The sequence below is a fragment of the Promicromonospora sp. NPDC050249 genome (assembly GCF_040656015.1).
Lineage (GTDB): Bacteria > Actinomycetota > Actinomycetes > Actinomycetales > Cellulomonadaceae > Promicromonospora.
Genome location: NZ_JBFAKY010000026.1, coordinates 1 through 14,198, shown reverse-complemented (window position 1 = coordinate 14,198; position 14,198 = coordinate 1). Strand labels below are relative to the sequence as shown.

The 14,198-nt window shown below is 72.2% G+C and carries 14 protein-coding genes; 12 read left to right on the top strand and 2 right to left on the bottom strand.

Annotation, left to right across the window (positions count from 1 at the left end; genetic code table 11):
• The first annotated feature begins 3 nt into the window (after positions 1–3).
• Positions 4–849 (top strand): FAD binding domain-containing protein, encoded by an 846-nt coding sequence (locus AB0I32_RS19925; RefSeq protein WP_357509132.1) that lies wholly within the window; start codon positions 4–6, stop codon positions 847–849.
• A 163-nt stretch (positions 850–1,012) separates the two neighbouring features.
• Positions 1,013–3,712: a molybdopterin cofactor-binding domain-containing protein gene (locus tag AB0I32_RS19920; RefSeq protein ID WP_357509130.1), complete on the top strand. Its 2,700-nt coding sequence runs from the start codon at positions 1,013–1,015 to the stop codon at positions 3,710–3,712.
• Here the strand turns inward: AB0I32_RS19920 and AB0I32_RS19915 are convergent.
• The gene (locus AB0I32_RS19915) at positions 3,666–4,646 is read right to left on the bottom strand and encodes a DUF2332 domain-containing protein (protein WP_357509128.1); all 981 of its coding nucleotides are present in this window, start codon (positions 4,644–4,646) and stop codon (positions 3,666–3,668) included. The two genes, AB0I32_RS19920 and AB0I32_RS19915, sit on opposite strands and share 47 nt — an antisense overlap.
• A 170-nt stretch (positions 4,647–4,816) precedes the next feature.
• On the opposite strand from AB0I32_RS19915, the gene AB0I32_RS19910 reads away from it, so the two are divergent.
• The 5 genes from AB0I32_RS19910 (at position 4,817) to AB0I32_RS19890 (ending at position 8,946) form a co-directional block, all read left to right on the top strand.
• Entirely contained in the window at positions 4,817–5,329 is a 513-nt protein-coding gene (locus tag AB0I32_RS19910; RefSeq protein WP_357509262.1) for a nucleoside deaminase, read from the top strand.
• Positions 5,330–5,479: 150 nt separating this feature from the next.
• Positions 5,480–6,526: an ABC transporter substrate-binding protein gene (locus AB0I32_RS19905; protein WP_357509126.1), complete on the top strand. Its 1,047-nt coding sequence runs from the start codon at positions 5,480–5,482 to the stop codon at positions 6,524–6,526.
• Between the two features lie 86 nt (positions 6,527–6,612).
• Positions 6,613–7,374, top strand: a complete 762-nt coding sequence (locus tag AB0I32_RS19900; RefSeq protein WP_357509260.1) for an ABC transporter ATP-binding protein — start codon at positions 6,613–6,615, stop codon at positions 7,372–7,374.
• Positions 7,367–8,149 carry an ABC transporter permease subunit gene (locus AB0I32_RS19895; protein WP_357509124.1) on the top strand — a complete coding sequence of 261 codons (783 nt, stop codon included), beginning with the start codon at positions 7,367–7,369 and terminating at the stop codon, positions 8,147–8,149. Before AB0I32_RS19900 ends, AB0I32_RS19895 begins: the two co-directional genes overlap by 8 nt.
• Positions 8,146–8,946: an ABC transporter permease subunit gene (locus AB0I32_RS19890; protein WP_357509122.1), complete on the top strand. Its 801-nt coding sequence runs from the start codon at positions 8,146–8,148 to the stop codon at positions 8,944–8,946. Before AB0I32_RS19895 ends, AB0I32_RS19890 begins: the two co-directional genes overlap by 4 nt.
• A 77-nt stretch (positions 8,947–9,023) precedes the next feature.
• Here the strand turns inward: AB0I32_RS19890 and AB0I32_RS19885 are convergent, their stop codons facing one another.
• The gene (locus AB0I32_RS19885) at positions 9,024–10,016 is read right to left on the bottom strand and encodes a type IV toxin-antitoxin system AbiEi family antitoxin domain-containing protein (protein WP_357509120.1); all 993 of its coding nucleotides are present in this window, start codon (positions 10,014–10,016) and stop codon (positions 9,024–9,026) included.
• A 101-nt stretch (positions 10,017–10,117) separates the two neighbouring features.
• Between AB0I32_RS19885 and AB0I32_RS19880 the strand changes: the two genes are divergently transcribed.
• From AB0I32_RS19880 to AB0I32_RS19860, 5 genes are all read left to right on the top strand, one after another.
• Positions 10,118–10,828 carry a nucleotidyltransferase family protein gene (locus AB0I32_RS19880; protein WP_357509118.1) on the top strand — a complete coding sequence of 237 codons (711 nt, stop codon included), beginning with the start codon at positions 10,118–10,120 and terminating at the stop codon, positions 10,826–10,828.
• Positions 10,829–10,934: 106 nt separating this feature from the next.
• Entirely contained in the window at positions 10,935–11,690 is a 756-nt protein-coding gene (locus AB0I32_RS19875) for a cytochrome d ubiquinol oxidase subunit II (RefSeq protein WP_357509116.1), read from the top strand.
• 83 nt (positions 11,691–11,773) lie between these two features.
• Positions 11,774–12,403, top strand: a complete 630-nt coding sequence (locus AB0I32_RS19870; protein WP_357509114.1) for a hypothetical protein — start codon at positions 11,774–11,776, stop codon at positions 12,401–12,403.
• 69 nt (positions 12,404–12,472) lie between these two features.
• Complete coding sequence (gene recO, locus AB0I32_RS19865; protein ID WP_357509112.1) at positions 12,473–13,219, top strand: DNA repair protein RecO; 747 nt, start codon at positions 12,473–12,475, stop codon at positions 13,217–13,219.
• Positions 13,219–14,019 carry an isoprenyl transferase gene (locus AB0I32_RS19860; RefSeq protein WP_357509110.1) on the top strand — a complete coding sequence of 267 codons (801 nt, stop codon included), beginning with the start codon at positions 13,219–13,221 and terminating at the stop codon, positions 14,017–14,019. The genes recO and AB0I32_RS19860 overlap by 1 nt, the downstream gene beginning before the upstream one ends.
• Positions 14,020–14,198 lie beyond the last annotated feature (179 nt).

Below are 14,198 nucleotides of genomic sequence, written 5' to 3'. Positions count from 1 at the left end.
GTCATGGATCTCGACATCGACACCGTGCGGGTGGCGCGGACGCGCGCGGACTGCGTGCTGCGGCCCGGCGAGGTCTTCCTGGGCGGAGGCACGTACCTGTACTCCGAGCCGGTCCCCGCCGGGGTGAGCGGCCTGGTGGACCTGACCGGGATGGGCTGGGAGCCGTGGTCCGTGGACGGCGCGGGGCTGCGGGTCGCGGGCACGTGCACGCTGGAGCAGCTGGTGTCCGGGCCGGGTGCGCTGGGCGCGCACACGGGCGGGCCCTACCGTGCGCTCGGGCTCGTGGCGCCGTGCGTGTCGGCGCTGACGCTCTCGTCCAAGGTGGGCAGGAGTGCGACGGTGGGCGGGAACCTTGCGCTGGGGCTACCGGCCGGGTCCATGGTCGGACTGTTCGTGGCGCTCGACGCGGTGGCAGTGATCTGGACGTCGGGGGTCCCGACAGGCTCGACCGACGGGAGCGGGGCGCGGGAGGTTGCCGTGGCGGAGCTCGTCACCGGCGCGGGGGTCGTGGACCTGGCGCCGGGGGAGGTGCTGCGCGAGGTGCGGGTGCCTTCTGCGGTGCTCGCGCAGCGGACGGTGCTCCGCCGGGCGTCTTTGACCTCGACCGGCCGCACGGCGGCCATGGTGACGGGACGGGCGGGCGACCAGGGTCCGACGATCACCGTGACCGCGTCCGTGGCGGCGGCGCTCAGCCTGCACGCCCGCGACCACGCGGCGGTCGACCGGTGGATCGACCGGATGGACAGCACCGGCGCGTGGTTCGAGGACGTGCACGGCAGCCGCGAGTGGCGCGCCGCGATGACACGACGGCTCGCCCACGAGGCCTTCGACGAGCTGGTGGGCGCATGAGGACCAACGGAGCCGTACGCACACCGGGTCGCGTGGGCGGACGCCCGAGCCTCCGGGGGAAACAGGTACCCCGCGGGGTGTGTTGCTGTGAGTCGACAATGTCTACTCGCAGCAACACACCCCGATCGTGTGGTCTCTGCCCGACGCACTCGAGGGGCGACGCATGAAGATCGACGGCATCGAGGCTGCGGCAGAACCACGCCCCGGCCAGTGCCTGCGTACCTATCTGCGGGAGCAGGGCGCCACAGCAGTGAAGAAGGGCTGCGACGCGGGCGACTGTGGTGCCTGCACGGTGCTGCTCGACGGCGCCCCGGTGCAGTCGTGCCTGGTCCCCGTGCACCGGGCGGTCGACTCCGAGGTGGTGACGGCGGCGGGGCTGGGTCGGTTCGGGCCGGGCGGCGACCCCTCCGCGGACGCCGACCACCTCCACCCCGTGCAGCAGGCGTTCGTCGAGGCGGCCGGGTTCCAGTGCGGGTTCTGCACGGCGGGCATGGTGTGCACGATCGCGGGCAGCAAGGCCGGGGACGGGCTCAAGGGCAACCTCTGCCGGTGCACCGGGTACCGGTCGATCCGGGACGCCCTCGCCGGTCGTGTGAACACCGAGGTGGCGGAGCCCGGCGAGGCGTTCGGCCGCGCCGTCGCCGCGCCCGCCGCTGCCCGGATCGTGAGCGGCCGCGAGACCTACACCCTGGACGAGCCCGCCCCGCCCGGACTGCTGCACGTCGCGGTCCTCGGCAGCCCGCACCCGCACGCCCGGATCACCCGCATCGACGCGACGGCGGCCCGCGGCGCGTCCGGTGTGCACCTCGTGCTCACCCATCACGACGTCCCCGGCACCCTCTACTCGACCGCCCGCCACGAGAACCGGCTCGACGACCCCGACGACACCCGCATCCTCGACCCCGTGCTCCGGTTCGTGGGCCAGCGCGTCGCCGTCGCGGTCGCGGAGACGCCCCGGCAGGCCCGCGCGGCGCTCGCCCTCGTGGACGTCGAGTACGAGACGCTGCCCGCCGTCTTCGACCCGGAGGCGGCCAGGCGGCCCGGCGCGCCCCTGGTCCACCCCGGCAAGACACCCGGCGAGCACCGCGTCGCGGAGGCGAGCCGGAACGTCGTCGCGCAGCTGCACGAGGAGTACGCCGAGCCGGGGCACGACGGCGTCACCGCGGCACTCGCGGCATCGGCCGCCACCGTGGAGGGCACCTGGACCACCGACCGCGTGAACCACGTGGCCCTGGAGACGCACGGCGCGCGCGCCTGGCTCACGCCCGGTCCGTCGACGGGCACGGAGCAGCCCGTCCTGCACGTCCGCACCTCCACGCAGGTGCCGTTCCTCGTGCGCGACGAGCTGGCCCGGCTCCTTGACCTCCCGCAGGAGCGGGTGCGGGTGGTGGCGGGCCGCGTGGGCGGCGGGTTCGGGGGCAAGCAGGAACTTCTCGTGGAGGACGTCGTGGCGCTCGCGACCCTGCGCACCGGTCGGCCCGTGCAGTGGGAGCTCAGCCGCGAGGAGCAGTTCACCACCGTGCCGTGCCGGCACCCGATGCGGATCGGCGTCCGCGCGGGCGCCGACGCGGACGGGCAGCTGACGGCGCTCGCCATCGACGTCCTGGCGGACACCGGCGCCTACGGCAACCATGCGCCGGGCGTCATGTTCCACGGTGTGCACGAGTCGATGGCTGTCTACCGGGCACCGAACAAGCGTGTCGACGCCGAGTCCGTCTACACGAACAACGTGCCGTCCGGGGCGTTCCGCGGGTACGGGCTGGGGCAGGTGCAGTTCGCCATCGAGGGCGCGATCGACGAGCTGGCCGCCCGGCTCGGCCTCGATCCGGTCGAGATGCGCCGTCGGAACGTGATCCGGCCGGGCGACGCGTTCGTCGTCGGGGGGCCCGTGGACGGGGACCTGGAGTACGGGTCCTACGGCCTGGACCAGTGCCTCGACCTGGTCGAGGACGCGCTCGCCTCGGGGCGGGGCGACTCCGTCCCTGACGGCTGGGCCGAGGGCCGCGGCATAGCCCTCGCGATGATCGCGACCATCCCGCCGCGCGGCCACTTCACGCACGCCAAGGTCTCGGTCGACGCCGACGGCGACTTCGTGGTCGACGTCGGGACCGCCGAGTTCGGCAACGGCACCACCACGGTGCACGCGCAGCTCGCGGCCACGGAGCTCGGGGTGCCGGTCGACCGGGTGCGTGTGCGTCCGTCGGACACGGCGACGGCCGGCTACGACACGGGGGCCTTCGGCTCGGCGGGCTCGGTCGTGGCTGGTCTGGCGGTCCAACGAGCGGCGTCGGCCCTCAGGACCACGCTGGACCAGCTGAGCGCCGGCACGCAGCTGGTTGGCGTCTCGGCCGAGGCCACGCATGACGGGTCGCCTCGGTCTGTCGCCTTCAACGTGCACGGGTTCCGGGTGGCCGTGCACCGGGGAACCGGCGAGGTGCGGATCCTGCAGTCGGTGCACGCCGCCGACGCCGGGGTCGTGATCAACCCGGAGCAGCTGCGCGGGCAGATCGACGGCGGTGTGGGGCAGGCGCTCGGCTCGGCGACGACGGAGCGGATGGTGGTGCGCGACGGCGTCGTCGTGACGCGCACCCTGCGGCACTACCGGGTGCCGCAGCTGTCCGACGTCCCGGTCACGGAGGTGCTGTTCGCCGACACGGTCGACCGCCTCGGGCCCCGCGGCGCGAAGTCCATGAGCGAGGCCCCGTACAACCCGGTGGCCCCGGCGCTGGCGAACGCGATAGCCGACGCCACGGGAGTCCGCCCGCGTGACCTGCCGATACAGCGGGACTGGCTGTGGGAGCTGCTGCGCGCACCGATCACACGGCCTGCAGCATCTGCACCGACCGGCCGTGCGGGTCGGTGAGCGCCACCGGCGCGCCGTCGCGGGCCAGGATGAACTGGGGTGAGAGGCCCGCGGGGAGCCTGGCCGCGACGTCGGGCAGGACGGTCCAGCCCTCGTTGCTCAGCCAGACGGCGCCGCGCGTCCGCTGCAGGCCGGCCATCATGGCTTCGAACCTCACCAGCTCGGCGGGCGTGAGGTAGTAGAGCGCCGCGGAGTTCTGCACGACGACGGTGGCCTCGGCGGGTGCCGAGGCCACCAGGTCCGGCAGACCGTCGAGCAGGTTGCCGGTGACCAGGCGCGGCGGGTCTTGAGCCACCACGCGCGCGGCGGCGCGGAGCGTCACTGTCCGGTCCGCGTGCTCGGGCCAGACCAGCGCCTCCAGCCACGCGAGGTCGGCCGGGTCGCGCACGTCCAGAGGGTTGAGGTCGATGCCGGCGCGCCAGACGACGTCGGGCATCCGCGTGGGGACGGGGCCCTCGATGTCGCAGGGCAGCACCACGTCGGCCGGGCCGTCGGCCGGATCGAGGCGGGTGCGGCCGCCGTCGGGCGACGTGTACAGGTACGAGTACCGGTCCGGACAGAGGCACAGCCCCGCCGACGCGCCCACCTCGATCAGCGCGATCGGCCCCTCGATCGCCGCGAGGGCCGGCAGGAGCGTGGCGCAGCGCCGTGGCTCGTTGGTCTGGGTGGTGTGGGTGCGCATCACCTGCTCGACGTCGGGCCAGCCGGCGTGCAGCCAGGGCCGCACCTCGGCCCAGCCGCCGGCCGGCGCCCCGGCCAGCCGCGCCGCCGCGAACAGCAGGTTGGGCTGCCGCTTGGGCTCGGGCAGCGTGTCCAGCAGGGCGCACAGCTCCGGGTCGACGGCGACACCGCGTGCCCAGTCCTGGTAGGTGGGCGATCCACCGTTGAGCGCCTGGCTCCCGGCGAACTGGCTGTAGACGGCGGCGGTATCCACACCTGTCACGCTACCGACCCGACCGCGGGTGCTGAACGCAGGAGCGGTCGCCCCGTGGGCGCCCTTGGAGCGTCCAGGCCTACGTTCTGCGCCGGTGCGAAACAGGTGTTTCGTGGGGGTGACCTGCTGGGAATGTGGTTGAAACGCCGCGGTGCGAGCATCGAAGGGTGATCAGCCACATCGAGAAGTCCGGCACGTCCCTGGCCTCCGTGAGCCCGGACGACGAGACCTGGCTCGCCCGCGCCGTCGAGGTCGCCACCCAGAACGTGGCCGACGGCGGTGGCCCCTTCGGGGCCGTCGTCGTGCGCGACGGTGTCGAGGTGGCGGCGGCCGGGAACCGGGTGACGCGCGACCTCGACCCCACGGCGCACGCCGAGGTGGTGGCGATCCGGGCCGCGTGCCAGGCCCTCAAGACGTTCTCGCTGGCCGGGGCGACGCTCTACGCCTCGTGCGAGCCCTGCCCGCTGTGCCTGTCCGCCGCGCTGTGGGCCCGCGTGGACCGCGTCGTCTTCGCCGCGGACCGGCACGACGCGGAGCGGGCCGGCTTCGACGACCGCGAGTTCTACGAGCTCCTCGCGCGGGACCGGTCGACGTGGCCCAACCCGGTCGTCGAGCACCGGATCACGCGCGCGGGAGAGCCCTTCGAGGCCTGGCGTGCGTACACCGCACGCACCCCGTACTGACCGCCCGGATAACGATCCGGTCGCGCGCCCCACGTTTTACGGCGGCGTAACCCGTGGACGCCGGGCGCGAAACCACGGGTCCATAGCGTCCGGCGAGATGGAAACACGGGTTTCGGCTCACCCCCCCACAGCACAACAGGAGAACCACTCATGATGCTTTCCCGTCCTGGGCGCGCTGCGCGCCTGACGGCCGTCGCGGCCGCTGCCTCGCTCGCCCTCGCGGCGTGCGCCTCCGGCGACGACGCCCCTGCTGAGGGGGAGGGCCTCGGCGACCTCACGGTCCAGCTCTCCTGGATCAAGAACGCGGAGTTCGCCGGCGAGTTCATGGCCGACAGCAAGGGCTACTACGCGGACGCCGGCTTCGGCGAGGTCACGTTCAACGCCGGCCCCGGCGCCACCGAGAACCTGGTGGCCTCCGGCAAGGCCGACTTCGGCCTCACGAACGCCGTCACGGTGGGCCAGGTCGTGGCCAACGAGGACGCGCCCATCAAGATCGTCGGCACCACGTTCCAGAAGAACCCGTTCACGATCCTGTCCCTCAAGGACGGCGCGGACATCGCGACGATCGAGGACCTCAAGGGCAAGAAGATCGGCGTGCAGGACGGCGGCAACGGCCTGCTGTTCTCGGCCCTCCTCGCGGCCAACGGCCTCACCGAGGACGACGTCGAGATCGTGCCCGTGCAGTACGACCCGCAGCCGCTGGTCAACGGTGAGGTCGACGGCTTCCTCGCGTACGTGACCAACGAGGCGATCACCGTCGAGGCGCAGGGCGAGGAGGTCACCAACCTCCTGTTCGCCGACAACGGGCTGCCGTTCGTCGCCGAGTCCGTCATCGCGACCGACGAGACCATCGCCGAGCGCCCCGAGGTCGTCAAGGCGTTCCTCGAGGCAGAGATCAAGGGCTGGACCGACGCCTGTGCCGACCTGGAGGGCAGCGCGAAGCTTGCCGTCGACGAGTACGGCACCGATCTGGACCTCGACCTGGACAAGGAGATCGAGCAGAACACCGTCCAGTGCGAGGAGCTGATCAGCTCCGACGAGACCGCGGAGAACGGCCTCTTCACGATCAGCGACGAGCTCCTGGCCCAGAACATGGCGACGTTCGAGGCTGCCGGGATCGACGCCGCGCAGGAGGACGTCTTCGACCTGTCGCTCCTTCAGGAGCTGCTGGCAGAGAAGCCAGAGCTCAAGGGCTGATCGTGACCGACCAGTCCGTCACTCAGTCCGGTACAGCTGTCGCGCCCGGCGTCGGCCCCGCCCTCGAGGGTGGGGCCGGCACCGGCCTGCACATCGCCAACCTGTCGAAGACGTTCGGTTCGGGCCGCAAGACGGTGACCGCGCTCGACGACGTCACCCTGCACACCGACCAGGGCAGCTTCCTGTCCCTGCTGGGCCCGAGCGGCTGCGGCAAGTCCACGATCCTGCGGATCCTCGCGGGGCTGGAGGCGCCGACGTCGGGCACCGCCAAGGTGGACGGCAAGGACGCGCAGCAGCTGCGCGCGGGCCACGAGCTCGGGATCGCGTTCCAGGACGCCGCTCTGCTGCCCTGGCGTTCCGTCGAGTCCAACCTGCGGCTGCCGTTCGAGGTCTCGGGCGAGCCCGTCGACCGCGAGCTGATCGCCGAGCTCATCCGGCTCGTGGGCCTGACCGGCTTCGAGAAGGCCAAGCCGGGCCAGCTCTCGGGCGGCATGCGGCAGCGCGTGTCCATCGCGCGCGCCCTGGTGGTCAAGCCGTCGGTGCTGCTGCTCGACGAGCCCTTCGGGGCGCTCGACGACATGACCCGCCAGCGCCTCAACCTGGAGCTGCTGCGGATCTGGACCGAGAAGCCGGCCACCACGCTCATGGTCACGCACGGCATCTCGGAGGCCATCTTCCTGTCCGACCAGGTGGCGGTCATGAGCCCGCGTCCCGGCCGGATCAAGGAGATCATCGAGGTGGACCTGCCGCGCCCGCGCCTGCCCGAGATGATGCGCAGCCCGGAGTTCCACGCCCTGCACGACCGGGCTTCGGAGCTCCTGTTCGCGGCGGACGACACCGATGCCTGACCGCGCCCGCGCCTGGCTGGGCGGCGGGGCCGGGCTGGCCGGCCTCGTCGCGCTGTGGTGGCTGCTCGCGGTCACGGTCTTCGACGGCTCGTCGATGCCGACGCCGCCCGGCGTGCTGCGGCAGTACGGTGTCGACGGCTGGGCCTTCTACGCGAACAACTTCGGCGGGACCGTCGTCGAGGCCCTGATCGGGTTCGCGTGGGGCAACGGCCTGGCACTCGTGCTGGCGGCCCTCGTGCTGCTCACGCCGCGGCTGGAGCCGGTGATCTCGCAGATCGCGGTCATCAGCTACTGCGTGCCGACCATCGCGGTCCTGCCGATCCTGTACATCGTGCTCGGCCCGCCGGACGCGGGTGAACCCTCGCCGACGGCGGTCGTGCTGGCGGCGCTGTCGGTCTTCTTCACCACGGTCGTCGGGGCGGTGCTCGGGTTCCGGTCCGCGGACCGGGCGGCGCTCGACGTCGTGCGGGTCTACGGCGGCGGCCGCTGGAAGCAGCTCGTCACGGTGCAGCTCGTGTCCGCGCTGCCGGAGATCATCAGCGCGCTGAAGATCGCGGCGCCCGCCGCGTTCCTCGGCGCGATCCTCGGGGAGTACATCGGCGGTGTGGACCGCGGCGTCGGACCGGCGCTCATCGCCGCAGGGCAGGGCCTCCTGGTCGAGCGTGCCTGGGGAATCATGTTCGCCTGCGCGCTCGTCGCGGGGCTCGGGTACGCGGTGTTCGGCGTGCTGGGCCGGGTAGCGGTGCCGTGGTCGACCGGAGGGGGACGAGGATGAACAAGGGAAGCACAGGGCGCGCCCTCGCGACCGGCGTCGGCAAGGCGCTCGGGACGGCGCTGCTCATGCTCGCGATCCTCACCGTGGTGTGGGTCGTGTCGGTGGCGCTGGTGGACAACACCTTCGTCGCCAAGGGCCCCGCCGAGGTCTACGAGTTCCTCTTCGCCGACGACGACGCCGCCCGGACCCGCGCGGAGATCGCCACGGCGCTCGGCGTCACGCTGGGCGACGCCGCCATCGGCTTCGTGGCGGGCATGCTCGCGGCGACGATCGCGGCGGCCCTGATCGTGCTGTTCCGGCCGGTCGAGACCGCCGTCATGCCGGTCGCCCTGATCCTGCGCGCGGTGCCGCTCATCGCGCTGACGCCGATCATCCGGCTGCTCTTCTCGGACGGGCTGGTCCGTGTGGCGGTGGTGTCCGGGATCGTCGTGCTGTTCCCCGCCCTGGTGAACATCGTCCAGGGGCTGCGCTCGGTGTCGACGCAGATGTCCGACGTCGTGCACGTGTACGGCGGCGGACCGTTCGCCCTGCTGGTCAAGGTCGCGTTCCCGTCCGCGCTGCCCGCGCTGTTCGCGTCGGTCCGGATCTCGGTGCCTGGCGCGATCACCGGCGCGCTGCTCGCCGAGTGGCTGATCACCGGCCGGGGGATCGGCAGCATGGTGGTCAACGCCGTCGGCCGGTCCGAGAACAACCTGGTCTGGGCGTGCGTCCTGGTGGTGACGCTGGCCTCCCTGGCGCTCTACCTCCTGGCGCAGATCGCGGAGTCGTTCGTCCTGGCCCGCTACGGCCGCTGGTAGGCAAGCCCGTCGAGAACGGGGTTGTGTCCTGAATCCCGCCCCGGGAGGACATAACCCCGTTGTCGTCCGGCTGGCCGTCAGCGTCGGCGACGGGACGGGATCGGCGACGCCGGAGGAATCGGGCGGTTCGGGAGCCAGCCCTCGCGGGTCAGGACCGAGCGGATGGCGTCGGTCATCGTGGCGCCTGCGTGGACGTTCCTGGTGAAGAACCGAAGCAGCACGTGCTTGCCCTCCCTGAGCAGTCTGTTCTGTCGAACGGCGTCCCGACGCACCTGATCCGCCGAGGTGTGGAACTCGTCGCTGTCCACCTCGACGAGCAGCCAGCGCCCGTCGCCGAGGTACCAGGCAAGATCCGCGCGGCCGAGGAACTTGCCCGTAGCGTCGACCACGTCCCGTTGGAGATCATCGGGCCTGATTCCGGCGTCGACACAGCGCAGCCGCGCGGAGGACTCGACCGGGGACTCTGACCTTCCGTCTGCCTCACCCCACCAGCTGTGGGTCCTGACGCAGTCCCGCCGGTTCTTGGTGAGCCGCTCTGCCTTGCGCAAGCCGGACGGAGTGAGGATCCGCTTGTTCAGGAGCGAGTCCATGACGGCCACGGCGTGCTCGCGGTCCAACCGCGGTAGTGCCTGAGCGAGCGCATGGGGGGCGTCGGCGGCGAACCGGCCACCCGCCGCGACGCGCGGGAACCGCCGGTACTGCCGGAGCACGATCCCGTCGCGCGGCTCCCGACCGGACCCGTCGGGGAACGCGGCCTCGGGCGTGATGTCCTTGGGTAGTCCGGCAACGCCGAGGAGCGCGAGCGCGCAGGCTCCGACCGCGGCCGAGCCCGGATAGGCGAGCAGCGCCAGCCAGGCCGAGCGAAGCCGGCTCAGGTCGTTCGGATGGAGGCCGGCGTCCGGCTCGCCGGTGTCGAACACCCCGCGCGTCGGCCGCTGCCAACGCCCTGCCGCGACCAGCCGCCGACGCTGAGCGTTCCCCACGCCGTGGGCGTCGCACTGCACGGACGAGACGAGCCCTGCTTGCTGACGTGCAAGGTCGAGAAGGGCGTCGGAGATCGGTTTGGCCACAGACACCATCACATGACACCAGAAGATAACCAATGGTGTCCCCCATGCCCACCACCTCCTGTGGACAACAAGCCAGTCGAGAACGGGGTTATGTTCCTGTGGTGCGTCCGAATGAACACAAGCCCGTTCTCGTCGCGGCCGTCGGGATAGTCCTGGCCGGCGGGGCCGGGAGCCGGTTCGGGATGCCCAAGGCGCTCGCCCGGGCCGACGACGGCACCCCCTGGCTCGCGCTCGCGTGTCGTGCGCTGCTCGACGGCGGCTGCCAGGACGTCGTCGTGGTGCTCGGGGCGGGGGCCGACGAGGCGCGGGAGCTGGTGCCCGCCACCGCAACGGCAGTGGTCGCCGCCGACTGGGCGTCCGGGATAGCGGCGTCGCTCCGGGCGGGCCTCGCGGCGTCCGAGAACGTGCCAGCAGGCGGGGCGACGGCGTCCGGACGGCCGGCCGACGGGGCGAGCGGAGCCGACGTCGCCGTCGTCTCCCTCGTGGACCTGCCCGGCCTGCGGGCCGACGCCGTCCGGCGGGTGCTCGCCGCCGTGACGGACGAGCCGGACGCCGCGCGCCACGCGCTGGCCCGCGCGGTCTACGGCGGCGAGCCCGGCCACCCCGTGCTGGTCGGCCGCGCGCACTGGCGGGCGCTGGCCGACGCGGTGCGGGGCGACACGGGCGCCGGCCCGTACCTGCGCGCCCATGCCGCCGTCGCCGTCGACTGCACCGACCTCGGTGGCGGGGACGACGTCGACCGGGCAGGTCCCCGCGACGTCTCCCGACCAGGGGTAGGGCCGGCCCGACCACGTCATCGGGGTGATCCCTGAGCTTTCCCCGGTTCCACCCGAATCCTGTCGCAGTGACCGGTCCGGCTACGTAGTCTCTGGAGCGTGCCGGAATACCGGACGTGAGGCCTGAGCCGGAGGTGGTCCGATGAACGCAGCGGCCTGGGCAGTCCTCCTGGCCGTCCTGGTGGCGGGGTGGGTGCTGCTCGACGGAGCCGTCCAGGGCGCCGGCGCGACCCTGCTGCAGGAGCGCGGCCACGACGGCGGGAACCGGCGGCGCGAACCGGCGGAGCGGCGCGTGGTGCTGGGCGCCGTCGGGCCGCTGCTGGTGCCCGGGGAGGTATGGCTGGTCGCCGCGCTCGGGGTGCTGATCGGCGTGTTCCCGGGCGCCACGTCGGACCTGCTGGACGCAGCGTCTCCGGTGGCGATCGTGCTGATCGGGTCATGGGTGCTGCGCGATGCCGGGATCTGGCTGCGCAGCAGGCGGCCCGGCAAGATCTGGCGGGACGCGTGGGACGTCGTGCTCGTGGCGGCAAGCACCGCGCTCGCCGGGAGCTGGGGCGCGCTGCTGGGCGTGGCGTGGGGGAACGGCCTCGCGGCCCTGGCCCTCGGCATCGTGGCGGTGGTGGTGACGCGGCTGCACGGCGACGCCGTCGTCGCGTGGCGCCTGCGCCGTACGGGACCGCTGGCGGTGATCGTCACCTCGGTGATGATCGCGGCGCCCGTCGTCGGGACCGCCGTCGCCGCGTGGCCACGTCTGATCGAGGGCGGGATCTCCCCGGAGGCCATGGCGTCGCTCGGGTTCGTGGCGATCGCGGTGCTGCCGGTGATCCTCGCGCTCCAGGTCCTCGCGTGGTGGCTCATCGCGCGCCCGCTGGGCAGGCGGGACACCCTGTTCTTCTGACGGGTCGTCCCGATCCGTTCTTCTGATCGCTGCCGGACCTTTGCTACAGGTCAGGGCGAGATGCCGGTAAAGTCCTGCTCACCATGACCATGAAGAACCGCATAGTCTGCGCGCTCCTCGGCGCGCTGGCTTTCGCCACCGCGACCCTGCTCCTGCCGTGGCTCCCGGACGCGCTGGTGGCGCTCCTCGGGTCCGGTGGTGTCCTGCTGTTCCTCGCCGCGCTCGTGCTGCCGACGAACACGCGCCAGCCGCCGGTGCACAGCCTGACGATCCTCGACAAGGGCTACCTGACGCCCGCCGAGATCCACCAGATCCTCGGGATCTGGCTCCCGACCGGAAGCTCCTCCCTTGACGCCAGGGACGCGCAGTGGACGGTCGCCCGGCACGTCGCCAAGTGGCGCGCGGACCACGTGGTCACCGTGATGGACTTCCACGGCGTCCTCGCCGAGCGCCGCGTCGAGCTGCTCTCGGTGGTGCAGTGGATCGGCGTGCACCTGCTGCCCGCATTCCTCGGCCTGATGTTCCTGATCCCCACGCTGGCCCTCACCGGGTTCGACAAGATCAGCAACAACTTCCTGCAGACGGTCCTGCTCTTCGCGATCTGGGGCACGGTAGCGCTCATCGTCCGCGGCGTGCTCGAGAAGCACGTGATCCACCGGTTCGTGTGGGAGCCGGAGCTGACGACGGACGGCACCCGGTTCGTCGAGCGCTGACGCGGAGCGCTGACGCAGAGCGCAGCGGGGGCTGCGCTGAGTGTCAGACGCACCTGGGATGATGTTCTCGTGCCCCTGTACCGAGACGACGCGATTGTCCTGCGCACCCACAAGCTGGGTGAGGCGGACCGCATCGTCACGTTCCTGACGCGCGAGCACGGCAAGGTGCGCGGAGTGGGCAAGGGCGTGCGGCGGACGTCGTCCAAGTTCGGCGCGCGGCTCGAGCCGTTCATGGCGGTCGACGTGCAGTTCCATACCGGCCGCAGCCCGCGTCCCGGTATGGGGCTCGACACCGTGACGCAGGTCGAGACCATCGGGGCGTACGCCCGGGCCATCAGCCAGGACTACAACCTGTACACGACGGGCACCGTGATGCTCGAGGCCGCCGACCGGCTGGTCGCGCAGGAGCACGAGCCGTCCGTGCAGCAGTACTGGCTGCTCGCCGGAGGGCTGCGCGCGCTGTCGGAGCGGCACCACGACGCCGGCCTGGTGCTCGACTCGTACCTGCTGCGCGCGCTCGCGGTGGCCGGCTGGGCGCCGTCGTTCGAGGACTGTGCGCGCTGTGGTGAGCCGGGGCCGCACCACTCGTTCAACGTGGCGCAGGGCGGCGCCGTCTGCCCGCGCTGCCGGCCGCCGGGTTCCACCGCGCCGGCGCCCGAGACCTTCGCCCTGCTGTCCTCGCTGCTCGCGGGCGACTGGGAGACCGCCGACGCGTCCGACGCGCGGCACCGCAAGGAGGCGAGCGGCCTCGTCGCCGCCTATGGCCAGTACTACCTGGAGAGAACGTTGCGATCGTTGAAGATGGTGGAGCGCTGATGGCCCGGACCGCGAGCCGCGAGCTGGTCGCGCCCTTCCCGCACCCGTCCGGCGCGCAGGCGCCGCGGATCCCGAAGGAGTTCGTGCCGCGCCATGTCGCCATCGTCATGGACGGCAACGGACGCTGGGCGAACGCCCGTGGCCTGCCCCGCATCGAGGGCCACCGAGCGGGTGAGATGTCGCTGCTCGACGTCGTCGCCGGGGCCGTCGACGTCGGCGTCGAGTACGTCTCGGCGTATGCGTTCAGCACCGAGAACTGGAAGCGCTCGCCCGAGGAGGTGAGCTTCCTGATGAACTTCACGCAGGACGTGATGCGGCGGCAGTGCGACGTCATGGCGTCGTGGGGCGTGCGGATCCGCTGGGCCGGACGCCGTCCGAAGCTGTGGAAGTCGGTGATCAACGTGCTCCAGGAGGCCGAGGAGCGCACCAAGGACAACGACCTCTGCACCCTGACGATGTGCGTCAACTACGGCGGCCGGGCCGAGCTGGCCGACGCCGCGGCGGCCATGGCGCGCGACGTCGCCTCCGGCCGGCTGAACCCGAACCGGATCAGCGAGAAGACGGTGCAGAAGTACCTGTACCTGGCCGACCTGCCCGACGTGGACCTGTTCCTGCGGTCGTCCGGCGAGCAGCGCACGTCCAACTTCATGCTGTGGCAGGCCGCGTACGCCGAGATGGTGTTCCTCGACGAGCCGTGGCCGGACGTCGATCGCCGGCACCTCTGGCGCGCCGTCGAGGAGTACGCGAGGCGCGACCGGCGCTACGGCGGCGCCCTCGACACCCCGCAGGCTGGTCGGTAGGGCGGTCTCGACAGGCTCGGCCAGTGGGGGCGGGACCCTCTCGGGAGGACAGTACGAATTCGGGGTCGGTTGCTCTGAGTAGACATCGTCTACTCAGAGCTCTCCTCGGCCCGCCCGCGCATCGCATCGGCCGACTCGCCCTTGAGCAGGGTCTCGTCGCCGTCACCGATCTTCTTGAG

Bases quoted from the DNA above. Each gene is read 5' to 3' on its own strand.
- AB0I32_RS19925 (WP_357509132.1), top strand. From the start codon at position 4: ATGGATCTCGACATCGACACCGTGCGGGTGGCGCGGACGCGCGCGGAC.
- AB0I32_RS19920 (WP_357509130.1), top strand. From the start codon at position 1,013: ATGAAGATCGACGGCATCGAGGCTGCGGCAGAACCACGCCCCGGCCAG.
- AB0I32_RS19905 (WP_357509126.1), top strand. From the start codon at position 5,480: ATGATGCTTTCCCGTCCTGGGCGCGCTGCGCGCCTGACGGCCGTCGCG.
- AB0I32_RS19895 (WP_357509124.1), top strand. From the start codon at position 7,367: ATGCCTGACCGCGCCCGCGCCTGGCTGGGCGGCGGGGCCGGGCTGGCC.
- AB0I32_RS19890 (WP_357509122.1), top strand. From the start codon at position 8,146: ATGAACAAGGGAAGCACAGGGCGCGCCCTCGCGACCGGCGTCGGCAAG.
- AB0I32_RS19875 (WP_357509116.1), top strand. From the start codon at position 10,935: ATGAACGCAGCGGCCTGGGCAGTCCTCCTGGCCGTCCTGGTGGCGGGG.
- AB0I32_RS19870 (WP_357509114.1), top strand. From the start codon at position 11,774: ATGACCATGAAGAACCGCATAGTCTGCGCGCTCCTCGGCGCGCTGGCT.
- AB0I32_RS19860 (WP_357509110.1), top strand. From the start codon at position 13,219: ATGGCCCGGACCGCGAGCCGCGAGCTGGTCGCGCCCTTCCCGCACCCG.